Below are 23,597 nucleotides of genomic sequence, written 5' to 3'. Positions count from 1 at the left end.
AGCGGTAGCGGTGATTACACGCCGCCTGCGGTGAGCTTCTCTGGGTTGAGCAATTCTTCCAGTTGGCTGCGCGTCAGATCGGTGTGTTCCAGGGCGACATCGATCACCGGCCGGCCCTGCTGATAAGCCTTCTTGGCAATTTCGGCGGCTTTTTGGTAACCAATGATCGGATTGAGTGCAGTGACCAGAATCGGATTGCGCGACAGCGCTTCCTTGAGCCGGGCCTCGTTGACCTTGAAGCTGGCGATAGCCTTGTCACCCAGCAGACGGCTGGCGTTGGCCAGCAATTGGATACTGCTCAGCAGGTTATGGGCGATGATCGGCAGCATGACGTTCAGCTCGAAATTGCCCGACTGACCGGCGACGGTGATCACCGTGTCGTTGCCAATCACCTGAGCGGCGACCATCGCGGTAGCTTCCGGGATCACCGGATTGACTTTACCGGGCATGATCGACGAGCCGGGCTGCAAGGCTTCGAGTTCGATTTCACCGAGCCCGGCCAACGGCCCGGAATTCATCCAGCGCAGGTCGTTGGCGATTTTCATCAAAGAAACCGCTGTAGCCTTGAGCTGCCCTGAAACGCTGACCGCCGTGTCCTGCGAGCCGATCAGCGCAAACAAGTCCTTGCCCGGCGTGAACTGAACCTGCGTCAGTTGGCTGAGTTGCTGGCTGAAATGCGCCGCAAATTGCGGATGAGCATTGATCCCGGTACCCACCGCCGTGCCGCCCTGGGCCAGCGATTGCAGACTCGGCAGCAAATCCTGCAAATGACCGATATTGGCCTTGAGCTGTTGCGCCCAACCATTGAGCACCTGACTCATGCGCACCGGCATGGCGTCCATCAAATGGGTACGCCCGGTTTTGACAAATGGATGAACCTGCTCGGCCTTGTGCTCGATCACCTGCACCAGATGCACCAACGCCGGCAGCAACTGCTCATGCAAGCTCAATGCGGCGCTGACATGGATGGTGGTCGGGATGATGTCGTTGCTGCTTTGGCCGCAATTGACGTGATCGTTGGGATTCACCGGCTCGCCCAACAAGCGGCTGGCCAGGGTGGCGATCACTTCGTTGGCGTTCATGTTGGAACTGGTGCCGGAACCGGTCTGGAAGATATCCACCGGGAAGTGCTGCATGAAATCGCCTTCGAGCAAGCCTTGAGCGGCGTCGACGATCGCCTTGCCCTGGGATTCGCTGATCTGTTTGAGCTCGACGTTGGCTCGGGCGGCAGCGGCCTTGGCCAGAATCAGCGCCCGGATGAACTGCACGGGCATCGGTTGGCCGCTGATCGGGAAGTTATCCACCGCGCGCTGGGTTTGCGCGCCATAGAGAGCGTCCACCGGGACCTGAAGTTCGCCCATGCTGTCGCGTTCGATACGTGTGTTACTCATCAGGAGATCCTTGCACCAGTTCTATGAGAGGGATGGAGGGTTGCAACTCGCAGGTCGCCAGTTGCCAGGCATAGCTTTGCCAGCGCTTGAGGCGGCATTTGCTGAGTGATTGCCGTTCGAGATCGCGCAACGGCCGCCAGGCCTGGTCGAGACACAGGCTGCGCCAGTGCCAGGGCAGCGCGACATCGACGGCGGTGTCGAGCAGCAAACGGAAAGAGGTTTCGGCGATGGTCCAGGGAGAGGTGGCCGTGCAACACGCCAGATACCGGCCTTCGGCCAGGTAATGTTCGATCAGGCGCGGTTCGTCAGGGTCCATGGCGCAACGGATCTGGCGACTCATCCAGCGCCAGCTTTCGAGGTAAGGCTGCTCGTGCAAGGCAGAACTCATGATCCGGGCTCATTCGGTAATGAGATTTATTATTAGATGATAATGAGAACCAAAACAAGCACAGCAAAGCACTGAGTACTTTGTGGGAGCGGGCTTGCTCGCGAAAGCGGTGTACCAGCCGACGCTGATGTCGAATGTGATGGCCTCTTCGCGAGCAAGCCCGCTCCCACAGGGATCTTTTCCAACGCATAAAAAAAGGCGCGCCACCCAATGGGGTGGCGCGCCTTTTTGTGCAGAGATCGGAGGCTTAGCTACCCGCCACTGTCATCCGCTCGATCAACACCGACCCGGTGCGAATATTGCTGCGCAATTCCAGGTCATTACCGACCGCAATGATCTGCTTGAACATGTCACGCATGTTGCCGGCGATAGTCACCTCCTGCACCGCGAACTGGATTTCGCCGTTCTCGACCCAGAAACCCGCCGCGCCACGGGAGTAATCGCCAGTGACCATGTTCAGGCCCTGCCCCATCAGTTCGGTGACCAGCAAGCCTCGGCCCATGCGGCGCAGCAAGGCGGCCTGATCTTCGTCACCATGGGTGACGAACAGGTTGTGCACGCCGCCGGCGTTGGCAGTGCTCGGCATGCCTAGCTTGCGGCCGGAGTAGGTGCCGAGTACGTAGGACACCAACTCGCCCTTCTCCACGAACGGCTTGGCGTAGGTCGCCAGGCCATCGCCATCGAACGCCGAACTGCCCAGAGCGCGCATCAGGTGCGGACGCTCATCGATGGTCAGCCATTCCGGGAACAGCTTCTGCCCCAGCGTGCCTTCGAGGAACGACGATTTGCGATACAGACTGCCGCCGGAGATCGCCGACAGGAAACTGCCGAACAAGCCACCGGCCAGTTCCGCGGAAAACAGCACCGGCACTTCACAGGTCGGCACCGGACGCGCGCCCAGACGGCTCGCCGCCCGTTGCGCGGCACGTTGGCCGATGCTCTCTGGAGAGGCCAGCAAATTGCCCTGACGGTTCACGTCATACCAGTAATCGCGCTGCATCTGGCCATCGGCTTCGGCGATCATTACGCAACTGAGGCTGTGACGAGTGGACGCGTAAGCACCGATAAAACCGTGGCTGTTACCGTAAACCCGGCAGCCCTGGTGAGTGCTGAGGGTGGTGCCATCGGCATTCTTGATCCGGCTGTCGGCGGCAAACGCCGCCGCTTCACAGGCCAGGGCCTGCTCGATGGCTTGCTCCGGGGTAATGTCCCATTGATGGAACAGGTCAAAATCCTGCAAATCCTTGGCCATCAGCGCGGCATCCGCCAGGCCCGAGGCTTCGTCTTCAGACGTGTGCTTGGCAATGGCGAGTGCCGCGGCGACGGTTTCGCGAATCGCTTCCGGGCCGCTGGCCGAGGTGCTGGCCGAGCCTTTGCGCTGGCCTACGTACAAGGTGATGCCGAAGCCCTGATCGCGATTGAACTCAACGGTTTCGACTTCCCGCTGACGCACCGTGGTCGACAGGCCCTGCTCCAGCGACACGGCCACTTCACAGGCACTGGCGCCCTGGCGCTTGGCTTCAGCGATGATCTGCTCGACTTGTTCTTGCAGTGCCGGCAACGCTTGTGGGCCGACGCTTTCAACTGCACTCATGCTGTTCTCCACTCAAATTCTGCTTTCGGCTGGGGCCTTCGAGCGACCGGGCCGGACAAGCGGCCCCCGACTGGTTATCATGGCGGCGTTTCTTTGCGGACGGCCACCATGGTTGATTCTTACGACGACTCCCTCGATACGGGAGAAAAAAGCAAATCCCAGGTTAAACGCGAGCTTCATGCTCTGGTTGACCTTGGCGAGCGCCTTACAACACTCAAGCCTGACTTGCTGGCAAAACTGCCGTTGACCGACGCTATGCGCCGGGCCTTGGCCGATGCGCCCAAGCACACCGCGAATATCGCGCGTAAACGGCACCTTATGTTCATCGGCAAACTGATGCGCGATCAGGACACTGACGCCATTCTGACTCTGCTCGATCAACTGGATGCCTCCACTCGGCAGTACAACGAACGCTTCCATGGCCTGGAACGCTGGCGCGATCGCTTGATCGCGGGCGACGATGCAGTCCTGGAGAAGTTCGTGCTCGACTACCCGGAAGCTGATCGTCAGCAATTGCGCTCCCTGATCCGTCAGGCCCAGCACGAACTGGCGACCAACAAGCCACCGGCTTCGAGCCGTAAAATCTTCAAGTACATCCGTGAGCTGGACGAGACTCAACGCGGTCTGCGTTAAGTCCCGAATCGGGTGAGTTGCCAAGCGACTCACCCGAAGCTCCATCCCTTCTTACGACCCTGTGCCACCCACGGTAATCGCATCAATTTTCAGCGTTGGCTGGCCGACACCCACCGGCACCGACTGCCCATCCTTGCCACACGTGCCCACACCGCTGTCCAGCGCCAGATCGTTACCGACCATCGACACCTTGCTCATGGCTTCCGGCCCGTTGCCGATCAACGTCGCGCCTTTGACCGGGGCAGTAATCTTGCCGTCTTCGATCAGGTACGCCTCGCTGGTGGAGAACACGAACTTGCCGCTGGTGATGTCCACCTGACCACCGCCGAGGTTGGCGCAGTAGATGCCTTTCTTTACCGAGGCGATGATTTCTGCCGGGTCGCTTTCGCCTGCCAGCATGTAAGTGTTGGTCATGCGCGGCATCGGCAGGTGCGCATAGGATTCCCGACGACCGTTGCCGGTGCGGGCCACGCCCATCAGGCGCGCATTAAGCTTGTCCTGCATATAACCTTTGAGCACGCCGTTTTCGATCAGCGTGGTGCACTCGGTCGGGGTGCCTTCGTCGTCGACGCTCAGCGAACCACGGCGCCCGGCGAGGGTGCCGTCATCGACGATGGTGCAGAGCTTCGAGGCAACCATCTCGCCCATGCGCCCGCTGTAGGCCGAACTGCCCTTGCGGTTGAAATCGCCTTCCAGACCATGGCCGACGGCTTCGTGCAACAACACGCCGGACCAACCCGAACCCAATACCACCGGCAATGTACCGGCCGGGGCCGGGATCGCTTCCAGATTCACCAGCGCCTGACGCAACGCTTCGCGGGCATAGCCCATGGCGCGGTCGTCGCTGAGGAAATAGCGGTAATCGGTACGACCACCACCGCCATGACCGCCGCGTTCACGACGGCCATTCTGCTCGACGATCACGCTGACATTGAAACGCACCAGCGGTCGCACATCTGCCGCCAGGCCGCCATCGGTGGAAGCAATCAAAATCCGCTCCCAGACCCCGGCCATGCTCACAGTCACTTGCTGGATACGCGGGTCGAGGGCGCGAGTCGCCACGTCGATACGCTTGAGCAGCTCGACTTTCTCGGCACGGGTCATCACTTCCAGCGGGTTATCCGGCCCGTACAATTGGGCGACATCCTGGGTGGTGAATGCCTGCACAGTGCCGTTCTGCCCGGCCCGGGAGATCGAACGGGCCGCACGGGCAGCCGCGCCCAGTGCTTCGAGGGTGATCGCATTGCTGTAGGCGAAACCGGTCTTCTCACCCGATTGCGCACGCACGCCGACACCCTGGTCAAGATTGAAGCTGCCTTCCTTGACGATCCCGTCTTCCAGCGCCCAGGATTCGGAAATCTGCCCCTGGAAATACAGGTCGGCGGCATCGATGCCCGGGCCGGCCAGATCGCCGAGCACACCTTGCAGGCTCTCGATCGTTACGCCGCCGGGCGCCAGGAGGTGTTCACTGACGGAGGACAACAACTCGCTCATATGCTTTACGCCTTAAATTCGTCGTTCTGATGCAGGTCGCTGGGCGCCCTGCGAGAAAAAGCGCCGGTGAGTGGACACCGGCATCCGCGCCCTGATGGACGCCTGTTCGCTGCTGTCGCGTTGGGCCAGCAGCACGGCCTCGCCTTGATCCTGTTGCGCCAGCACACGCCCCCATGGGTCGACGATGGCGGCGTGACCAAAGGTTTCTCGTGGCCCCGGATGCGTCCCACCCTGGGCGGCCGCGAGCATGTAACACTGGGTCTCGATGGCCCGCGCGCGAATCAGCACCTCCCAATGGGCCGCGCCGGTCACCGCGGTAAAGGCCGACGGTGCGGTAATCAATTCCGCGCCGGCCGCACGCAATTCGCTGTACAGCTCCGGGAAACGCAGGTCATAACACACCGTCAGGCCGACTCGACCGACCGGAGTGTCGGCAATAACCACACCACTGCCATAAGCATAGTCATCGGATTCGCGATAACGCCCGCGATTATCCGCCACGTCTACGTCGAACAGGTGCAGCTTGTCATACCGTGCAACGGTTTCGCCGCGGTCATCCACCAGCAACGAGCATGCGTGCACTTTGGCCGTCGGTTGGTCCTCCGGCGGCAACGGCAATGTGCCGGCCACTATCCATAACTTGAGGTCGCGGGCGGTCTGCTTCAACCATGGCAGGATCGGGCCTTCGCCCAAGGCTTCGGCGCGGCCGATGTCGGCAATGTCGCGCCGGCCCATGGCAGCGAAGTTTTCCGGCAGCACGGCAAGCCGCGCGCCACCGCTCGCCGCCTGCTCAAGCAGACGACGGGCCTGGGCCAGATTGACCAGCACGTCGCTCTGGCTGACCATTTGAATCACCGCTACAGACATGGCCATTTCCTTACTCAAAACAACACATGACCGCTCGCTCCTACAGGGATTAGCGTCGGCGCATTCGAACGTACGGACATGCTACTCCATAGGCCCAAAGAGTGCTTTTTCAAAAGAATTCAAAAAGGCTTGTCGAAGGTGATTTTCGGATCTTTCCATGGGCCTTTGACGGTGTATTTGACGCTGGCATAGCGCGCCACGCGGTCACCGATCAGCTTGTCGATCAGGAACAGCGCCCCGCCGACGGCCGGCGCACCGACGATCAGCGCGGCAATCGGCAGATTGTTGGTCACCGGTAAAGTCACCAACAACTTGGCATCGATCTGATCACCCACCAGGTCCAGCGTGCCGTTGAGCTCCACATTGCTCGACGGCCCGGTCAGCAGAATGGGTTCACGGGTCACGTAAACGCCGTTACTGGCAACCAGCAAGCCTTTGACCCGGTCATAGCTCAAGCCTTTGCCGAACAGGTCGGAAAAGTCCAGGCGCAAGCGGCGGCCAATGGAGTTGAAGTTGAGCAGGCCAAATACCCGCAGCGCCTGAGCCCCGCCCTCGACTTCAATGAACTGACCTTTATTCAGCGACGCATCAAGGCTGCCGGAGAAGCGTTTGGTGGCCAGCCACGCGGGTGACCCAGGCCAGCGACCATCGACGTCCATATGAAACTCTTCGCTGGTGACGCTCGGTGCAAAACCCCAGCCCTTGAGCACGTCGGCAAGGTTCTTGCCACTGACTCGGCCCTTGTACCAACTGCTGGAGTTACCCGGCACGCCTTCCCAGCCACCGCTGCCCCGCAAGAGAATGCCCTTGAGGCCCAGATCAAGGGCATTGAAGGCGACGCCCTTGTCGGTCGGCCGAACCTTCAGGTGCCACCCGCCCACCAGATCCGGCCCCTGGAACAGCTGATTAATAGTGACATCCAGCGCCGGGATCTTCGTCGGGTCCACCGTGGCCAGCGGATCCGGCGAATTCTCGTCAGCCAGCGCGGTAGGGTCTCGTGCCGGCAAACGTACGTACTGCAGATTGACCGCAATCGGTGCGGCTTTCGCATCGGCAATTCCCACGCTGCCCTTGGCCTGCTGACTGTCGAGTTGCAGGGTCCACGCGGCCGGTTTGCGCGCCAACTGCACCGACGCCTGATCGAGGGTGGTGCCGAAACCCGTGAGTTTTCCAACCTTCAAATCCGCGCCACTAAGCAACTGTTTGGCACTGCCGCCAGGATCCTGACCAGCATATTTGGTCACCAGATCCTGCCAGGGGGCGACATCCAGCTCGGACAGTACCCCACGCACGCGCAAGCCTTTGGCGCCGGGCAACACGGCACTGCCGCCACCGAGAAACAACTCGCCGCGACCGTCGGCGAAATTGCCGGTCGGTGCCGCAAACGTGAAATTCGCCAGTTCACCATAGGTGACCCAGTAACGTCGCTCCGGCCCCTGCAGGGTCATGCGGAACACGGTATCGCGCCCGACATCGGCCGCCATGCCGAACGGCGCCGGCAAATCCACCGCCACGCCTTTGAGGTTGGAGCTGACCATCAATTGGCTGTCGGCGCCATCAAGGTTCAGTTGCAGCTGATAAGGGATCGTCCCCGTCACCGGCAATAGCTGAGTGACATTCAGCCATTCAGTCAGTTTTTTGACCTCGACCTCACTCGTCGCCGCGACCCGAGTGTTGAGCTTTCCCGGGCTGCCTTCAGCAAATATCTGTGCGGTCACCGGCTTGTCGAAGGCTCGCGCCGTGATCTTTTGCCCGCTCAGCCCCTTGGTGCTGTCGAAACGGAAATCACCCTTGAGTTGCGTCAGTTCGAGGGTGGGCTCACTGAGCTTCAAACGGGCCTTGGCGGTTTTGAAGTCGACGAGGATTTTCGGCTGCTCGCCTTTGACCAGCGGGATATCGAGTTTGAGCTTGCCTTGCAGATCGCCCTCGCCTTCCCAGCCAGCGAACGTGTCGGCGGTGCCGATTGGCGCTTCTTGCAGAATCTTCAGGCCATCGCCCAACCCGCCAGCGAACGCGCCATCGAGGAACAGATGAGTGCTCTGCCCGGCAGGCACACGGGGAATATTGACGTAGACGTCGCTGACCTGGGTGTCGAGCAATTGGCCCTCGCTCGCGAGGATCCGCACGCCGCTGTCTTCGATGAACACATCGCCGCTGACCTTGCTGACATGCGGCCAGCCCGGCTGAAACGCCAGCTCGGCATCGTGGACCTTGAAAAACAGGCTGATGCTGCGAGCCGTTTCGGCGGCGCCGTGGTTCAGCGAACCCTGGTACTGGAAGAAACCTTCATCCACCGCGCCTTTGAGAATCGCGGTGCGCAGCCATTCGTCGAGCCCCGGGCTGAGAACCGTCGGCAGGTACTTGGCAGTGTAGCGACCGTCGCCGTCGACCAGGCCGACCCGCAGGTCCATGTAGTCTTCCTGGGCGCGATCGAAATGCAGGCGGATCAGGAAATCGCCGGCAATCTTGCCCTCTTCACCCAGCACCTTCAGGTACGGTGCGATCAGAGTGAAAGCTTCTTTGTCGAGTTTCCAGGTCAACCGGGCGTTGGCCTGAATGTATTGCCATGGCTTGGCGAAAATCGGGTCCAGATGCAGGGAGAAATCCTTGCTGTCCATGCGCAGTTCGCCCTGCCCGAGGTCGCCGCTGATGCTGCCACTGACATTTCGCACCGCTGGTGCACCGCGATAAGCGTCGAACCCGACTTTGTCCAGGTTGGCGGCAAAGCTGAATTTAGTGTCATCGGTAGCGGCTGGGCGGAAGTCGATCAGCACATTGCGCAAGACTCCGGTGACCTTGAGCCGCTCGACCGCCGTGGCGATCCCTTCGGGCAGCGGGCCCAATGCGTTCAGCAGCGGAGTGAGCGGTGTGAGATCGAGACGGTCGGCTTGCAGATGCAAGAGCTCTGGCGCCTTGTCTGTCGCCGCCGTTTGTTGAAATTGCAGTTTCGATTCCCAGCGGCTGTCACCCAGGCTCATGGCCAGAGAATCCAGGGTCACCAGAACGCCTGTGGAACTGCGCTGGAAATACCCGTTCAGCGCCAGATTATTGATCTGGATCGGCTTGCGCTCGGCATAGGCGCCCTTGAGTTGCGGCGCGTTCAAGCGAATCGCGGCGCGTTGCACGGTGCCCTTGCTCCAGTTCATCCAGAACTCGCCACCGGCCTTGATCTCGGAAAAATTCCATTGCTGGGTCAGGCGCTCGGGCAACCATTTCGACCAATCGCTTTGCGGCAGGCTCAGGTAAGCGTCCGCTTCGCCGTCCTTCCATTGGTCAGCGCGCAAACGGGTGCGCAGGCTCATCGCCACCGGCTGGCCGTCGGGCAGGGTCAAACGGGCATCAAGCCGCTGACGAGATGGACCGGTTTTCAGATTCAGGCCGACATACGTCAGGGTCAGCGGCGACTCCCCCAACGGCTGCAAGGTGATCTGGCTGTCGAGTACCGACAGCTGCTGGACCCTCTGCATGCGATTGAGCAGTTGCTCCGGGTTCAGCGGCTGGTCCTGCTGCACCGGCAAACCTTCCAGCGCCCAATGACCGTCCTCACCTTCCTTGAGGCTGATCTTCAGGCCGTTGAGTTCCAGGTGTGCGATGCGCACTTCGCGCGCCAGCAGGCTGGCCCAGAGATCCGGCACCGCGCGCACCTGATCCAGGCGCAAGGCATTGGAACCCGCGCCAACCATCACGTCATGGGCCAAAAGAACTGGGGCGAAACCGCTCCAGTTGCCTTCCAGCTTGCCGATCTGCAGGGGCATGCCCAAGGCATCGCTGGCTTTGTCTTCGACGTCGGCACGGTACTCGGCCACCAGCGGCGTCAGCTCTCGGCCGAGGCTGACGAACAACGCCATCAGCACTAAAACCAACGCACACAGGCCCAGACCCCAGCGGGTCAGTGCGGCCAAAATGCGTGTCAGACGGTCCATGTCAGTTGGCTCCCATGGCAAAAATACTGCAAAAAGCTGAGGCCAGCCGTTCTAGTGGAGGTGAAACACAACGATTCAGAGCAACACCACGTCGTATTGTTCCTGGGAGTACATGGTTTCCACCTGGAACCGAATGGTGCGCCCGATAAAGCCTTCGAGCTCGGCGACATTGCCCGACTCTTCGTCGAGCAAACGGTCGACCACTTTCTGATTCGCCAGCACCCGATAGCCTTCGGCCTGATAGGCCCTGGCCTCGCGCAGGATTTCGCGGAAGATCTCATAGCACACAGTTTCCGGCGTCTTGAGCTTGCCGCGACCCTGGCAGCTGCTGCACGGTTCGCACAGCACTTGCTCAAGACTCTCGCGGGTGCGCTTGCGAGTCATCTGCACCAGGCCCAACTCGGTGATGCCGATGATGTTGGTCTTGGCGTGATCGCGTTCCAGTTGCTTCTCGAGGGTTCGCAACACCTGACGCTGATGTTCTTCATCTTCCATGTCGATGAAGTCGATGATGATAATCCCGCCCAGATTACGCAGGCGCAGCTGACGGGCAATGGCGGTGGCGGCTTCGAGGTTGGTCTTGAAGATGGTTTCTTCGAGGTTGCGATGACCGACAAAGGCCCCGGTATTGACGTCGATGGTGCTCATGGCTTCCGCCGGATCGACCACCAGATAGCCGCCGGACTTGAGCGGTACCTTGCGCTCCAGGGCTTTCTGGATTTCGTCTTCGACACCGTACAGGTCGAAGATCGGCCGTTCGCCAGGGTAATGCTCCAGACGGTCGGCAATCTCCGGCATCAATTCGGCGACGAATTGCGTGGTTTTCTGGAAGGTTTCCCGGGAATCGATGCGGATCTTCTCGATCTTCGGGCTCACCAGGTCACGCAAGGTGCGTAGCGCAAGGCCGAGGTCTTCGTAAATCACACTCGGCGCGCTGATGGTCTTGATCTGTTCGTTGATCTGGTCCCAGAGCCTGCGCAGATAGCGGATGTCCATGAGAATTTCATCGGCCCCGGCCCCTTCGGCAGCGGTACGCAAAATGAAACCGCCGGCCTCCTTGATGCCTTCTTTGGCCACGCAGTCGGTAACCACCTGCTTGAGACGTTCGCGCTCGGCTTCGTCCTCGATCTTCAGGGAAATGCCGACGTGGGCGGTGCGCGGCATGTACACCAGATAGCGCGACGGAATCGACAATTGCGTGGTCAGGCGTGCGCCTTTGGAGCCGATCGGGTCCTTGGTGACTTGCACCACCAGGCTTTGACCTTCATGAACCAGCGCGCTGATGCTTTCCACCGTCGGGCCTTCGCGAAGAGAAATCTCCGAGGCATGAATGAACGCGGCGCGATCCAGACCGATATCGACGAAGGCGGCCTGCATGCCTGGCAATACCCGCACGACTTTGCCTTTATAGATGTTGCCGACGATCCCGCGCTTTTGCGTGCGCTCGACATGGACCTCTTGCAGGACACCGTTTTCAACCACCGCCACGCGCGATTCCATCGGCGTGATGTTGATCAGGATCTCTTCACTCATGGCAGGGTCTCGTTCAGGCATGTTCACGATAATGGCCGCATCTTGTCAGTACGACGCTCAACGCGCGTTAAAGGTTTGCCAACAGGGTATGCCGAAATGGCCGAGCAGCTCGCAGGTTTCGCACAACGGCAATCCGACCACCGCCGAGTAGCTGCCATTAAGCCCGGCGACGAACACCGCGCCCAGTCCTTGAATCCCGTAACCGCCCGCCTTGTCCCGGGGTTCGCCGCTGACCCAATAGGCCGCGGCTTCGGCACGGTCGATGGTGCGAAAACGCACCAGGCTGCGCACCACCGAAGACTCGCAACGCTCGCCATTGCGCACCGCAATCGCAGTCAGCACTTCATGTTCGCGCCCGGACAACAGCATAAGCATGGCGCATGCGTCGGCTTCGTCCACCGGCTTGCCGAGAATTTTCCCGTCCAGCACCACGGCGGTGTCGGCACCCAGCACGCAGAAATCGGCGTCGGACAAGACCGTGCCATGCCCGGCCTCGGCCTTGCTGCGCGCCAGACGCTCGACATAGGCCGATGGGCATTCTTCAGGTAAAGGGGTTTCATCGATGTCCGCGCTGATGACGGAAAACGGCACGCCGATCTGCGTGAGCAATTCACGCCGACGCGGCGAGCCTGAGGCGAGGTACAGCTGTTTCATCAAGACATCTCCCTGTCGAGGTTATGGGCAAATGCCTGACCGAATTAATTGATTTTGTAGCGTCGACGCAAACCGCGCAAACCGTAGCTGATCCAGGGCCAGAGCAACGCGCTGACCAGTGCCGGTAACACCAGGGCCAGGGTTGGCTGACGATTGCCGGTCAGGGCGCTCAGCCACAACTGAACCAGTTGGGCGAGGCCGAAGATCACCAGGATCACCAGGCTCTGTTGCCACATCGGGAACATGCGCAGGCGCTGTTGCAGCGATAGCACCAGGAAGGTGATGAGTGTGAGGATCAACGCGTTCTGGCCCAGCAACGTGCCATACAGCACATCTTCGGCCAGCCCCAGGCACCAGGCGGTCACCATGCCGACTTTCTGCGGCAGGGCCAACGCCCAGAAGGCCAACAGCAAGGCCAGCCATAGAGGGCGCAGGATTTCCATGAACTGCGGCAGCGGCGAGACGCTGAGCAGCAGGCCGATGGCGAAGGTCAACCAGACCATCCAGCCGTTTCGGGAGGAAGTAGTACCGCCCATTATTCTCTTCCCCCAGTGGTAGCCGGCGCAGAAACAGGCGGTTTGGCAGCTGGCTTCACGGCAGCGGGTTGGGCCGCCGGTGGTTTGACGGCGGCCGGTGCCGACGCGGGTGGCTTGCTGGCAGCATGAGCAGTGGCTGGTTTTGCCGGGGTTGCGGCAGCAGGTGCAACCGCCGGAGCAGCCGGAGCAGCAACGGCAGCCGGTATCACCGACACGGCCGGTTTGGGCACGGTTGCGGGAATGATCGGCCCACCGCCATGCTGGTCCAGCGCTTCCTGAGCCTGGGCGGCGTCGTTGGCGCGTTCCTCAGGCGTGCGTCCGTCACTGAATACCAACAACAGATAACGGCTGCGGTTCAATGCAGCGGTCGGCACCGCACGGACGATGGCGAATGGTTGACCGGAATCGTGAATCACTTCCTTGACCGTCGCCACCGGGTAACCCGCCGGGAAACGCTGACCGAGGCCGGAACTGACCAGCAAATCGCCTTCTTTGATGTCGGCGGTATCGGCCACATGACGCAACTCCAGACGTTCCGGGTTACCGGTACCGCTGGCAATCGCCCGCAGACCGTTACGGTTCACCTGCACCGGAATGCTGTGAGTGGTGTCAGTCAGCAACAGTACGCGGGAGGTATACGGCATCAACTCGACCACTTGCCCCATCAGACCGCGGGCATCGAGCACCGGCTGACCGAGGATCACACCGTCGCGCTCACCTTTATTGATGATGATGCGATGGGTAAAGGGGTTGGGGTCCATGCCGATCAACTCGGCCACTTCGACCTTTTCGTTGACCAGCGCGGAAGAGTTGAGCAACTCGCGCAGCCGAACGTTCTGCTCGGTCAGGGCGGCCAGCTTTTGCATGCGCCCCTGCAACAGCAGGTTTTCGGTTTTGAGTTTTTCGTTTTCGGCGACCAGTTCGGTCCGGCTGCCAAATTGGCTGGCCACACCTTGCCATAGCCGCTGCGGCAGGTCGGTGATCCAGTAAGACTGCATCAGCACCAGCGACATTTGGCTACGCACTGGCTTGAGCAGTGTGAAGCGGGCATCGACCACCATCAGCGCGACCGATAGCACGGCCAGCACCAACAAGCGCACGCCCAGTGAGGGGCCTTTGGTGAAAAGCGGTTTAATAAGCCGCTCCTCCCAGGCAAATGTTCTCTTTATTCATACGGCATCAAACCGGCCTGGATGCAGACTGACAGAAGATAAACGCAACAGGCAGCACTGCAAAGTGCTGCCTGCGCGCTCAACAGCATAGAGGCGATCCGGCGACTTATTCGCTGGAAAGCAGATCCATGGTGTGTTTATCCATCATTTCCAATGCGCGGCCACCGCCGCGTGCAACGCAGGTCAACGGGTCTTCGGCGACGATCACCGGCAGACCGGTTTCCTGGGCCAGCAACTTGTCGAGGTCGCGCAGCAAGGCGCCACCACCGGTCAGTACCAGACCACGTTCGGCGATATCCGATGCCAGCTCCGGAGGCGATTGCTCCAGTGCACTTTTCACGGCCTGAACGATGGTGGCCAGGGACTCTTGCAGAGCTTCCAGCACTTCATTGGAGTTCAGGGTGAATGCGCGTGGAACGCCTTCGGCCAGGTTACGGCCACGAACGTCGACTTCGCGAACTTCGCCGCCCGGGTAAGCCGTACCGATTTCCTGTTTGATGCGCTCGGCGGTGGATTCGCCGATCAGGCTGCCGTAGTTGCGACGCACGTAGGTGATGATCGCTTCGTCGAAGCGGTCGCCGCCAACCCGTACGGATTCGGCATAGACCACACCGTTGAGGGAGATCAGCGCGATTTCAGTGGTACCGCCACCGATATCGACAACCATCGAACCGCGAGCTTCTTCAACCGGCAGGCCGGCACCGATCGCAGCGGCCATCGGCTCTTCGATCAGGAACACTTCACGGGCACCGGCACCAAGGGCCGATTCACGGATGGCACGACGCTCAACCTGGGTGGATTTGCAGGGAACGCAGATCAGCACACGAGGGCTAGGCTGCAGAAAGCTGTTTTCGTGAACCTTGTTGATAAAGTACTGCAGCATTTTTTCGCAGACGCTGAAGTCGGCGATCACACCGTCCTTCATCGGACGAATGGCAGCAATGTTGCCCGGCGTACGGCCGAGCATGCGCTTGGCCTCGGTGCCGACAGCAACGACACTTTTCTGGTTACCGTGTGTCCGAATAGCCACAACCGATGGCTCATTCAGGACGATACCGCGCTCGCGCACGTAAATAAGGGTGTTGGCAGTGCCCAGGTCAATGGAAAGATCGCTGGAAAACATGCCACGCAGTTTCTTGAACATGGGAAAGGGACCCTAGGCAACGCGTGGGTAAAAAAGTGCGGCAAACTCTAACAACGACAGGGATTTTGGGCAAGGCGCCAATATGTTAAATTGGCCGCTTTTCTGTGCACCAAGCCCCACAATCGCGGCCTTGAGACCGTAGAAATGCGGTAGTGTTCCGACAATCTAACACACGGACGCCGTCCGTTCTGTTTTCCACTGGAGAATCCCATGGCGCTTGAACGCTCCGACGTGGAAAAAATCGCTCATTTGGCCTGCCTTGGCCTCAATGAAGCCGATCTTCCACACATCACTTCGGCCCTGAACAGCATTCTCGGGCTGGTCGACGAAATGCAAGCGGTCAATACCGACGGTATCGAGCCGCTGGCCCACCCACTGGAAGCCAGCCAGCGCCTGCGTGCAGACGTCGTGACTGAAACCAATCATCGCGAGGCCTATCAGTCCATCGCACCAGCGGTCGAAAACGGCCTGTATCTGGTTCCGAAAGTCATCGACTAAAGGGAAAGAGCCTGCAATGCATCAATTGACTCTGGCCGAGATCGCCCGCGGACTCGCCGATAAAAAGTTTTCTTCCGAAGAGCTGACCAAAGTCTTGCTGGCGCGCATCGCCCAGCTCGACCCGCAGCTCAACAGTTTCATCAGCCTCACCGAAGACCTGGCGCTGCAGCAGGCGAAAGCCGCTGACGCTCGTCGGGCCAACGGTGAGAGCGGCGCCCTGCTCGGCGCGCCGATCGCGCACAAAGACCTGTTCTGCACCCAGGGCATCCGCACCAGCTGCGGCTCGAAGATGCTCGACAACTTTAAAGCACCGTACGACGCCACTGTGGTCGCCAAACTGGCTGCTGCCGGGGCCGTGACCCTGGGCAAGACCAACATGGACGAATTCGCCATGGGGTCGGCCAACGAGTCGAGTTACTACGGTGCGGTGAAAAACCCGTGGAACCTGGAACACGTTCCGGGCGGTTCGTCTGGCGGTTCGGCGGCGGCGGTTGCCGCGCGCCTGTTGCCGGCAGCCACCGGTACCGACACTGGCGGTTCGATTCGTCAGCCCGCCGCGCTGACCAACCTCACCGGCCTGAAACCGACGTACGGTCGTGTTTCGCGCTGGGGCATGATTGCCTACGCGTCCAGCCTCGATCAGGGCGGCCCATTGGCCCGCACCGCCGAAGACTGCGCGATCCTGCTGCAAGGCATGGCCGGTTTCGACCCGCAGGACTCCACCAGCATCGACGAGCCCGTGCCTGATTACAGCGCCGGCCTCAACGGTTCGCTGCAAGGCCTGCGCATCGGCGTGCCGAAGGAATACTTCAGCGCAGGTCTCGATCCGCGCATCGCCGACCTGATCATGGCCAGCGTCGAAGAGCTGAAAAAGCTCGGCGCCGTGATCAAGGAAATCAGCCTGCCGAACATGCAGCACGCCATTCCTGCGTACTACGTGATCGCCCCGGCGGAAGCGTCTTCCAACCTGTCGCGTTTCGACGGCGTGCGTTTCGGCTATCGTTGCGAAGACCCGAAAAACCTGGAAGACCTGTACAAGCGTTCCCGTGGCGAAGGGTTCGGCCCGGAAGTGCAGCGCCGGATCATGGTCGGTGCCTACGCGCTGTCGGCCGGTTACTACGACGCCTACTACCTGAAGGCACAGAAAATCCGTCGCCTGATCAAGAACGACTTCATGGCGGCCTTTAATGAGGTCGACATCATCCTCGGCCCAACCACGCCGAACCCGGCCTGGAAGCTCGGCGCCAAGAACAGCGACCCGGTCGCTGCGTACCTGGAAGACGTCTACACCATCACCGCCAACCTCGCCGGTCTGCCGGGCTTGTCCATGCCTGCAGGTTTTGTCGATGGCCTGCCGGTCGGCGTGCAGTTGCTCGCCCCGTATTTCCAGGAAGGCCGCTTGCTCAACGTTGCGCACCAGTATCAGTTGAACACTGACTGGCACACCCGCACCCCAACCGGCTTCTGAGGAGAAACACATGCAATGGGAAGTCGTGATCGGGCTGGAGATTCACACCCAGCTCACCACCCGGTCGAAAATCTTTTCCGGTAGCTCCACCACTTTCGGTTCCGAGCCGAACACCCAGGCCAGCCTGGTAGACCTTGGCATGCCCGGCGTATTGCCGGTGCTGAACCAGGAAGCGGTGCGCATGGCGGTGATGTTCGGTCTGGCCATCGATGCCGAGATCGGCCAACACAACGTGTTCGCCCGCAAAAACTATTTCTACCCGGACCTGCCCAAGGGCTACCAGATCAGCCAGATGGAATTGCCGATCGTCGGCAAGGGCCACCTGGACATCGCGCTGGAAGACGGCACGGTCAAACGCGTCGGTATTACCCGCGCGCACCTGGAAGAAGACGCCGGTAAAAGCCTGCACGAAGAGTTCAACGGTGCCACCGGCATCGACCTGAACCGCGCCGGCACGCCGTTGCTGGAAATCGTTTCCGAGCCGGACATGCGCAGCGCCAAGGAAGCCGTGGCTTACGTCAAGGCTGTCCATGCGCTGGTGCGTTACCTGGGCATCTGCGACGGCAACATGGCCGAAGGCTCGCTGCGTTGCGATTGCAACGTGTCGATCCGTCCAAAGGGTCAGGCAGAGTTCGGTACGCGCTGCGAGATCAAGAACGTCAACTCGTTCCGCTTCATCGAGAAGGCGATCAACACCGAAGTGCAGCGTCAGATCGAGTTGATCGAAGACGGCGGCAAGGTGATCCAGCAGACCCGTCTGTACGATCCGAACAAGGACGAAACCCGTCCGATGCGCAGCAAAGAGGAAGCCAACGACTACCGTTACTTCCCCGATCCAGACCTGCTGCCGGTGGTCATCGAGGACTCATTCCTCAACGACGTGCGCGCCACCCTGCCGGAACTGCCACCGCAGAAGCGCGAGCGCTTCCAGGAACAGTTCGGTCTGTCGGTGTACGACGCCAGCGTCCTGGCCACCAGCCGCGAACAAGCCGATTACTTCGAGAAAGTCGCAAGCATCGGCGGCGACGCCAAACTGGCGGCTAACTGGGTGATGGTTGAACTGGGCAGCCTGTTGAACAAGCAAGGCCTGGACATCGACCAGTCGCCGGTTTCGGCCGAGCAACTGGGCGGCATGCTGCTGCGCATCAAGGACAACACCATCTCCGGCAAGATCGCCAAGGTGGTGTTTGAAGCCATGGCCAACGGCGAAGGCAGCGCAGACGAGATCATCGACAAGCGCGGCCTCAAGCAAGTGACCGACACCGGCGCGATCTCGGCGGTGCTGGACGAAATGCTCGCGGCCAACGCCGAGCAGGTCGAACAATACCGCGCGGCAGACGAAGCCAAACGCGGCAAGATGTTCGGTTTCTTCGTCGGCCAGGCCATGAAAGCCTCCAAAGGCAAGGCCAACCCGCAACAGGTCAACGAACTGCTTAAAAGCAAGCTCGAAGGCTGATGGCAATGGAGCCAGCACTCAGACCTGGCTCAAATCCCTGTGGGAGCGGGCTTGCTCGCGAAAGCGGTATGACATTCAACATTTATGCTGGATGTGATGGCCTCTTCGCGAGCAAGCCCGCTCCCACACTTGTATGTGGGAACCATTGAATGAAGCGTCTGCTCAGTGCCTGCGCCCTGCTCTCTCTATTGGCCGGTTGTGCCAGTACGGATACCATCGATCCACACGGCTACGACAAGACCGGCGTAGCTTCGTATTACGGCGCCAAACACCATGGCAAACGCACCGCCAGCGGCGAGCGTTTCAACCAGCACGGCCTGACCGCCGCCCATCGCCAGTTGCCGTTCGGCACCCGGGTGAAGATTACCAACCTGAATAACGACAGGTCCTGCGTGGTACGCGTCAACGACCGCGGGCCATACTCTCGTGGGCGCCTGATCGACGTGTCACGTGAAGCGGCCGAACAGTTGGGCATGCTGCGCAGTGGCACCGCGAAAGTTCGCGTGCAAGCCCTCGACGACTGATAGACGGAGCGCTGACTATTTTCGGACTTGCCGATTTACCCCTGATCAGCGTGATTGAATTGTTCAGCGGTCTGTTTTTACTGGTCGCCGGTGCCGAATTGATGGTGCGCGCCGCCGTGCGCCTGGCCGCGCGACTGCATGTGCGGCCGCTGATCATCGGCCTGACCATCGTGGCCCTCGGCAGCAGCGCACCGCAGATGGCGGTCAGCCTGCAAGCCACCCTGGCGCAAAACGCCGACATCGCCGTTGGCAGCGTGATCGGCAGCAGCATCTTCAACATCCTCGTCACCCTCGGGCTCTCGGCGCTGATTATTCCGCTGCGGGTTTCGCGGCAATTGGTGCGCCTGGATATTCCGCTGATGATCGGCGCCAGCCTGCTGGTGTTCGTACTGGCATGGAACGAAGAACTGAACCGGTTCGACGGCATGCTGCTGCTGGCCGCGCTGGTGCTGTATCTGGGCTTGCTGCTGCGCCAGTCGCGGCACTCGGCCCGCCCGCCATCGGGCGCACATGACGCACGGCAGGCACCCTGGTTCGGCAGCCTGCTGATGATTGTCGCCGGGCTGGCGATGCTGGTGTTCGCCGGGCACTTGCTGCTCGGCGCCGCGGTGGCGGTCGCCACCGACCTGGGGTTGTCGGAGCGGATCATCGGCCTGACGATCGTCGCCGTCAGCACGTCCCTGCCGGAGCTGGCCACTTCGTTGATCGCCGCGTTGCGCGGTCAGCGGGACATCGCGGTAGGCAACGTAATCGGCAGCAATCTGCTCAACCTGTTGGGCGTGCTAGGGCTTACCGCATTGATCGCGCCGTCGCCGCTGTCGGTCTCGCCGAACGCCCTGGATTTCGACCTGCCGGTGATGCTCGGTGTCGCGGTGCTGTGCCTGCCGGTGTTCTATTCCGGCTACCGGGTGACTCGCGCCGAAGGCCTGCTGTTCTTGGGTTTGTACCTGGCCTATGGGCTGCACGTGGTGTCGTTCACCACCGGTATGCCACTGGCCGGCAAGCTTGAACACCTGATGCTGTTTTTCGTCCTGCCGGCGCTGGGGGCGTTTTTGCTGTTCACCTCGCTACGCGCCTGGCGTCGCCAACACCACAAGAGGGAATTGCCATGACTGACAATAAGAAACCTGGCATTGAAGTCCGCCGCCAAGTGATGGGCGACGCTTTCGTCGACCGCGCCTTGGGCAATGCCACCGAGTTCACCCAGCCGCTGCAGGACTTCGTCAACGAACACGCCTGGGGCGGGGTCTGGAACCGTGAAGGTCTGCCGCTGAAAACCCGCAGCCTGATCACCCTCGCCGCGCTGACCGCGTTGAAGTGCCCGCAAGAATTGAAAGGCCATGTGCGCGGTGCGCTGAACAACGGCTGCACCGTGGAAGAGATTCGCGAGGCACTGCTGCATTGCGCGGTGTATGCCGGTGTGCCGGCGGCGATCGATGCGTTTCGGGCGGCGCAGGAAGTGATTGATAGCTATCAGAAGCCGGAGTAATCGTCGGAATTTGTGTTGATTGTTCTGCCGTCTTCGCGAGCAAGCCCGCTCCCACACTTGATCGGTATGAACCCAGATTTTGGGTACACCAAAAATCCACTGTGGGAGCGGGCTTGCTCGCGAATGGATCTGAAAAACACCACAAACCCCAAGGCTAGATCCACCCACCCCACTGCAACAAAAAGATCCCGACGTTGGTGGTGACCGCCGCCATCAGCGTGGTAATCACGATGATCGCTGCCGCCAATTCATGATTGCCATTGGCCTGCCGCGCCATGACGAAACTGGCCGCCGCGGTGGGGCTGCCGAAGTACAGAAACAGAATCCCCAATTCCGCCCCGCGAAACCCCCAGAGCCAGGCGCCAAGCGTCGCCAGCACTGGCAGGCCGATCATCTTCACCAGGCTTGAACTCAGCGCCATCGTGCCGCTTTTGCGCATCGCCGCCAGCGACAACGTGCCCCCGATGCAGATCAAAGCCAACGGCAAGGTGGTTTGTGCCAGGTACTGGCCGGACGTTTCCAGCCACCCCGGCAAACCAATCTTGAAATACGCAAACGGCGTCGCCGCAAACACGCTGATGATCAGCGGGTTGACCATCACGCTCTTGCAGATGCTCCACGGGTCAGACTTGATCACCGGGCTGTAGACCGCCAGCACGATGGTCGAGAGCGTGTTGTAGAACAGGATCACCAACGCCGCGAGAATGGCCCCAAGGGAAATCCCGTAGTCGCCGTACATGCTCGCCGCCAGTGCCAGACCGATAACGCCGTTGTTACCGCGAAACGCGCCTTGGGTGTAGATGCCCCGGTCTTCCCGCGGGCATTTCCAGATCGCCCAGCCCCAGGCAATCGCAAAACACATCAGCGTGGCAATCGAGAAGTAGATCAGCAGCGCCGGTTGCAGCGCGGCATGCAGGTCGGCATGCAAGATGCCCAGAAACAGCAACGCCGGCATGGTGACGTTGAACACCAGGGCCGACGCGGTATGAATGAAGTTGTCGTTGATCCAGTCGATGCGCTTGAGCAGCGCCCCCAGAAACAGCATGGCAAACACCGGCGCGGTGATGTTCAGGGTTTCGAGGAAAATAGCCAGCATGCCGGGAGAACCTTGGGTGGGCGTCGTTAGGGGGCTAATGATAAGCCACTGGGGACGTTGGCGTCTGGTAGAACGCCTTCGCGAGCAAGCCTCGCTCCTACAGGATCGTGTCGTTCGCGGAAATTACGTACGACGCGATCCTGTAGGAGCGAGGCTTGCCCGCGAAGAACGATAACGCGGTATCAGGTAATCGGCGCAGGATTGAACAAGGTAATGTCGTTGTGCAGCTTATGCTGCTCCGCCCACGTCTGTTTCTTGCCGCTGGCCACGTCCAGGTAGTAGTGGAACAACTCCCAGCCAAGCTCTTCAATCGACGCTCGCCCGGTAGCAATTCGCCCGGCATCGATATCGATCAAATCCGGCCAGCGTTGCGCCAGTTCTGTGCGGGTCGACACCTTTACCACCGGCGCCATCGCCAACCCATAAGGCGTACCCCGCCCGGTGGTGAACACATGCAGGTTCATCCCCGCCGCCAACTGCAACGTCCCGCAGACAAAATCACTGGCCGGGGTCGCGCAGAAAATCAGCCCTTTGCGCTTGAATCGCTCGCCAGGGCCGAGCACCCCGTTGATCGCGCTGCTGCCGGACTTGACGATCGAGCCCAGCGACTTCTCGACAATGTTCGACAACCCGCCCTTCTTGTTCCCCGGCGTGGTGTTGGCACTGCGATCCGCTTCGCCCTTGGCCAGGTAACGGTCGTACCAGTCCATTTCCCGCACCAGTTCCTGAGCCACTTCCTCGGTTTCGGCGCGGGACGTCAGCAGGTAAATCGCGTCGCGCACCTCGGTGACTTCGGAAAACATCACCGTCGCACCGGCCCGCAGCAACAGGTCCGAGGCGTAACCGAGCGCCGGATTGGCAGTGATGCCAGAGAACGCATCGCTGCCGCCGCACTGCATGCCGAGGATCAGCTCGGACGCCGGCACGGTTTCCCGACGACGCAGATCGAGCTTTTTCAAGCGGGTTTCGGCCAGTTCCATGATCTGCTCGATCATCTCGGTGAAACCGTGGCTGGAGTCCTGCAAGCGGTACAACCACGGATCGCTCAAATCCACCGAGCTGTCGTTCTCGTGCATCACCTGCCCGGCCTGCAATTTCTCGCAGCCCAGGCTGATCACCAACGCTTCGCCACCCAGGTTCGGGTTGCGCGCCAGGTTGCGCACGGTGCGGATCGGGATGTACGCGTCGGTGGCGGTGATCGCCACGCCGCAGCCGTAACTGTGGGTCAGCGCCACCACGTCATCGACGTTCGGGTACTTGGGCAGCAGTTCGTCCTTGATGCGTTTCACCGCGTGATCCAGCACCCCGGTGACGCATTGCACCGTGGTGGTGATGCCGAGAATGTTGCGCGTGCCGACGGTGCCGTCGGCGTTGCGAAAACCCTCGAAGGTGAAGCCTTCCAGCGGTGCCTGCGCGGCCGGCACTTCGGTGGACAGCGGCAGGCTGTCCAGCGGCGGCGCGGTCGGCATGCGCAGTTGATCTTCCTTGACCCAGCTGCCGCGCGGAATCGGCTGCAAGGCGTAGCCGATGGTTTGCCCGTAACGAATCACCTGGCCACCCTCGGGAATGTCCTCGAGAGTGACCTTGTGGCTCTGCGGCACGAAATCCACGGTGACCAAACCATCGGGGAATTCGGTGCCGGCCGGTACGCCCTGATCGTTGACCACGATCACCACATTGTCCCGCTCGTGCAGGCGGATGTAGCGCGGCGAGTCGGAATGTTCAATCAACTGCATG

The 23,597-nt window shown here is 60.7% G+C and carries 20 protein-coding genes; 7 read left to right on the top strand and 13 right to left on the bottom strand.

The window, feature by feature from the left end; all coding sequences use genetic code 11:
- Positions 1-14 precede the first annotated feature (14 nt).
- The 3 genes from KW837_RS22640 to pmbA all read right to left on the bottom strand — a co-directional run bounded on the left by KW837_RS22640 (position 15) and on the right by pmbA (position 3,373).
- Positions 15-1,391, bottom strand: a complete 1,377-nt coding sequence (locus KW837_RS22640) for an aspartate ammonia-lyase (RefSeq protein ID WP_218398684.1) — start codon at positions 1,389-1,391, stop codon at positions 15-17.
- Positions 1,384-1,779, bottom strand: coding sequence for a FagA protein (locus KW837_RS22635; protein ID WP_218398683.1), 396 nt, complete (start codon positions 1,777-1,779; stop codon positions 1,384-1,386). Before KW837_RS22635 ends, KW837_RS22640 begins: the two co-directional genes overlap by 8 nt.
- 247 nt (positions 1,780-2,026) lie before the next feature.
- The gene (pmbA, locus tag KW837_RS22630) at positions 2,027-3,373 is read right to left on the bottom strand and encodes a metalloprotease PmbA (protein ID WP_192346239.1); all 1,347 of its coding nucleotides are present in this window, start codon (positions 3,371-3,373) and stop codon (positions 2,027-2,029) included.
- Between the two features lie 108 nt (positions 3,374-3,481).
- Here pmbA and yjgA point away from each other — a divergent pair, with 108 nt between their 5' ends.
- Positions 3,482-4,006 carry a ribosome biogenesis factor YjgA gene (gene yjgA / locus KW837_RS22625; protein WP_007901505.1) on the top strand — a complete coding sequence of 175 codons (525 nt, stop codon included), beginning with the start codon at positions 3,482-3,484 and terminating at the stop codon, positions 4,004-4,006.
- 51 nt (positions 4,007-4,057) lie between these two features.
- On the opposite strand, the gene tldD is transcribed toward yjgA, so the two are convergent.
- The 8 genes from tldD to mreB form a co-directional block, all read right to left on the bottom strand.
- On the bottom strand, positions 4,058-5,500 hold the full coding sequence (gene tldD / locus KW837_RS22620; RefSeq protein WP_123498976.1) for a metalloprotease TldD: 1,443 nt from the start codon (positions 5,498-5,500) through the stop codon (positions 4,058-4,060).
- A 12-nt stretch (positions 5,501-5,512) separates the two neighbouring features.
- Positions 5,513-6,367 (bottom strand): carbon-nitrogen hydrolase family protein, encoded by an 855-nt coding sequence (locus KW837_RS22615; RefSeq protein ID WP_218398682.1) that lies wholly within the window; start codon positions 6,365-6,367, stop codon positions 5,513-5,515.
- A gap of 119 nt (positions 6,368-6,486) precedes the next feature.
- On the bottom strand, positions 6,487-10,290 hold the full coding sequence (locus KW837_RS22610; protein ID WP_218398681.1) for a YhdP family protein: 3,804 nt from the start codon (positions 10,288-10,290) through the stop codon (positions 6,487-6,489).
- Between the two features lie 75 nt (positions 10,291-10,365).
- Positions 10,366-11,823, bottom strand: coding sequence for a ribonuclease G (rng, locus tag KW837_RS22605; RefSeq protein WP_008067330.1), 1,458 nt, complete (start codon positions 11,821-11,823; stop codon positions 10,366-10,368).
- Between the two features lie 57 nt (positions 11,824-11,880).
- A complete protein-coding gene (locus KW837_RS22600) occupies positions 11,881-12,477 on the bottom strand; it encodes a nucleoside triphosphate pyrophosphatase (RefSeq protein ID WP_218398680.1) in 597 nt (198 codons plus the stop codon).
- Positions 12,478-12,521: 44 nt separating this feature from the next.
- Entirely contained in the window at positions 12,522-13,013 is a 492-nt protein-coding gene (gene mreD / locus KW837_RS22595) for a rod shape-determining protein MreD (RefSeq protein ID WP_218398679.1), read from the bottom strand.
- Complete coding sequence (mreC, locus tag KW837_RS22590) at positions 13,013-14,149, bottom strand: rod shape-determining protein MreC (protein WP_218398759.1); 1,137 nt, start codon at positions 14,147-14,149, stop codon at positions 13,013-13,015. The genes mreD and mreC overlap by 1 nt, the downstream gene beginning before the upstream one ends.
- A gap of 142 nt (positions 14,150-14,291) precedes the next feature.
- Positions 14,292-15,329, bottom strand: coding sequence for a rod shape-determining protein MreB (gene mreB, locus KW837_RS22585; protein ID WP_002555108.1), 1,038 nt, complete (start codon positions 15,327-15,329; stop codon positions 14,292-14,294).
- Between the two features lie 210 nt (positions 15,330-15,539).
- Between mreB and gatC the strand changes: the two genes are divergently transcribed.
- From gatC to KW837_RS22555, 6 genes are all read left to right on the top strand, one after another.
- Positions 15,540-15,827 carry an Asp-tRNA(Asn)/Glu-tRNA(Gln) amidotransferase subunit GatC gene (gene gatC, locus KW837_RS22580; RefSeq protein WP_047537661.1) on the top strand — a complete coding sequence of 96 codons (288 nt, stop codon included), beginning with the start codon at positions 15,540-15,542 and terminating at the stop codon, positions 15,825-15,827.
- A 16-nt stretch (positions 15,828-15,843) separates the two neighbouring features.
- Positions 15,844-17,295 (top strand): Asp-tRNA(Asn)/Glu-tRNA(Gln) amidotransferase subunit GatA, encoded by a 1,452-nt coding sequence (gatA, locus tag KW837_RS22575; RefSeq protein WP_218398678.1) that lies wholly within the window; start codon positions 15,844-15,846, stop codon positions 17,293-17,295.
- Positions 17,296-17,305: 10 nt separating this feature from the next.
- On the top strand, positions 17,306-18,751 hold the full coding sequence (gatB, locus tag KW837_RS22570; RefSeq protein WP_217857637.1) for an Asp-tRNA(Asn)/Glu-tRNA(Gln) amidotransferase subunit GatB: 1,446 nt from the start codon (positions 17,306-17,308) through the stop codon (positions 18,749-18,751).
- Positions 18,752-18,900: 149 nt separating this feature from the next.
- Positions 18,901-19,275, top strand: coding sequence for a septal ring lytic transglycosylase RlpA family protein (locus tag KW837_RS22565; protein WP_123355900.1), 375 nt, complete (start codon positions 18,901-18,903; stop codon positions 19,273-19,275).
- Positions 19,276-19,325: 50 nt separating this feature from the next.
- Positions 19,326-20,387, top strand: a complete 1,062-nt coding sequence (locus tag KW837_RS22560) for a calcium/sodium antiporter (protein ID WP_218398677.1) — start codon at positions 19,326-19,328, stop codon at positions 20,385-20,387.
- Positions 20,384-20,764: a carboxymuconolactone decarboxylase family protein gene (locus tag KW837_RS22555; protein WP_218398676.1), complete on the top strand. Its 381-nt coding sequence runs from the start codon at positions 20,384-20,386 to the stop codon at positions 20,762-20,764. Before KW837_RS22560 ends, KW837_RS22555 begins: the two co-directional genes overlap by 4 nt.
- Before the next feature lie 154 nt (positions 20,765-20,918).
- Here the strand turns inward: KW837_RS22555 and KW837_RS22550 are convergent, their stop codons facing one another.
- Together KW837_RS22550 and garD are read right to left on the bottom strand one after the other, a co-directional pair.
- Positions 20,919-21,860, bottom strand: a complete 942-nt coding sequence (locus tag KW837_RS22550) for an AEC family transporter (protein ID WP_123498954.1) — start codon at positions 21,858-21,860, stop codon at positions 20,919-20,921.
- Positions 21,861-22,042: 182 nt separating this feature from the next.
- Positions 22,043-23,596: a galactarate dehydratase gene (garD, locus tag KW837_RS22545; RefSeq protein WP_218398675.1), complete on the bottom strand. Its 1,554-nt coding sequence runs from the start codon at positions 23,594-23,596 to the stop codon at positions 22,043-22,045.
- Position 23,597: the final 1 nt, after the last annotated feature.

Source organism: Pseudomonas sp. PDM24 (assembly GCF_019218905.1).
In the GTDB taxonomy this organism is placed as follows: Bacteria; Pseudomonadota; Gammaproteobacteria; order Pseudomonadales; family Pseudomonadaceae; genus Aquipseudomonas.
Note: the sequence above shows the minus strand (reverse complement) of the source record. Positions and strands in the feature narration are given on the sequence as shown.

Coding starts and splice junctions, on each gene's coding strand:
- garD (WP_218398675.1), bottom strand. CDS start 23,596: ATGCAGTTGATTGAACATTCCGACTCGCCGCGCTACATCCGCCTGCAC.
- gatC (WP_047537661.1), top strand. CDS start 15,540: ATGGCGCTTGAACGCTCCGACGTGGAAAAAATCGCTCATTTGGCCTGC.
- KW837_RS22600 (WP_218398680.1), bottom strand. CDS start 12,477: ATGAAACAGCTGTACCTCGCCTCAGGCTCGCCGCGTCGGCGTGAATTG.
- gatB (WP_217857637.1), top strand. CDS start 17,306: ATGCAATGGGAAGTCGTGATCGGGCTGGAGATTCACACCCAGCTCACC.
- KW837_RS22555 (WP_218398676.1), top strand. CDS start 20,384: ATGACTGACAATAAGAAACCTGGCATTGAAGTCCGCCGCCAAGTGATG.
- KW837_RS22635 (WP_218398683.1), bottom strand. CDS start 1,779: ATGAGTTCTGCCTTGCACGAGCAGCCTTACCTCGAAAGCTGGCGCTGG.
- KW837_RS22615 (WP_218398682.1), bottom strand. CDS start 6,367: ATGTCTGTAGCGGTGATTCAAATGGTCAGCCAGAGCGACGTGCTGGTC.
- KW837_RS22550 (WP_123498954.1), bottom strand. CDS start 21,860: ATGCTGGCTATTTTCCTCGAAACCCTGAACATCACCGCGCCGGTGTTT.
- yjgA (WP_007901505.1), top strand. CDS start 3,482: ATGGTTGATTCTTACGACGACTCCCTCGATACGGGAGAAAAAAGCAAA.
- KW837_RS22565 (WP_123355900.1), top strand. CDS start 18,901: ATGAAGCGTCTGCTCAGTGCCTGCGCCCTGCTCTCTCTATTGGCCGGT.
- rng (WP_008067330.1), bottom strand. CDS start 11,823: ATGAGTGAAGAGATCCTGATCAACATCACGCCGATGGAATCGCGCGTG.
- tldD (WP_123498976.1), bottom strand. CDS start 5,500: ATGAGCGAGTTGTTGTCCTCCGTCAGTGAACACCTCCTGGCGCCCGGC.
- pmbA (WP_192346239.1), bottom strand. CDS start 3,373: ATGAGTGCAGTTGAAAGCGTCGGCCCACAAGCGTTGCCGGCACTGCAA.
- gatA (WP_218398678.1), top strand. CDS start 15,844: ATGCATCAATTGACTCTGGCCGAGATCGCCCGCGGACTCGCCGATAAA.
- KW837_RS22610 (WP_218398681.1), bottom strand. CDS start 10,290: ATGGACCGTCTGACACGCATTTTGGCCGCACTGACCCGCTGGGGTCTG.
- mreB (WP_002555108.1), bottom strand. CDS start 15,329: ATGTTCAAGAAACTGCGTGGCATGTTTTCCAGCGATCTTTCCATTGAC.
- KW837_RS22640 (WP_218398684.1), bottom strand. CDS start 1,391: ATGAGTAACACACGTATCGAACGCGACAGCATGGGCGAACTTCAGGTC.
- mreD (WP_218398679.1), bottom strand. CDS start 13,013: ATGGGCGGTACTACTTCCTCCCGAAACGGCTGGATGGTCTGGTTGACC.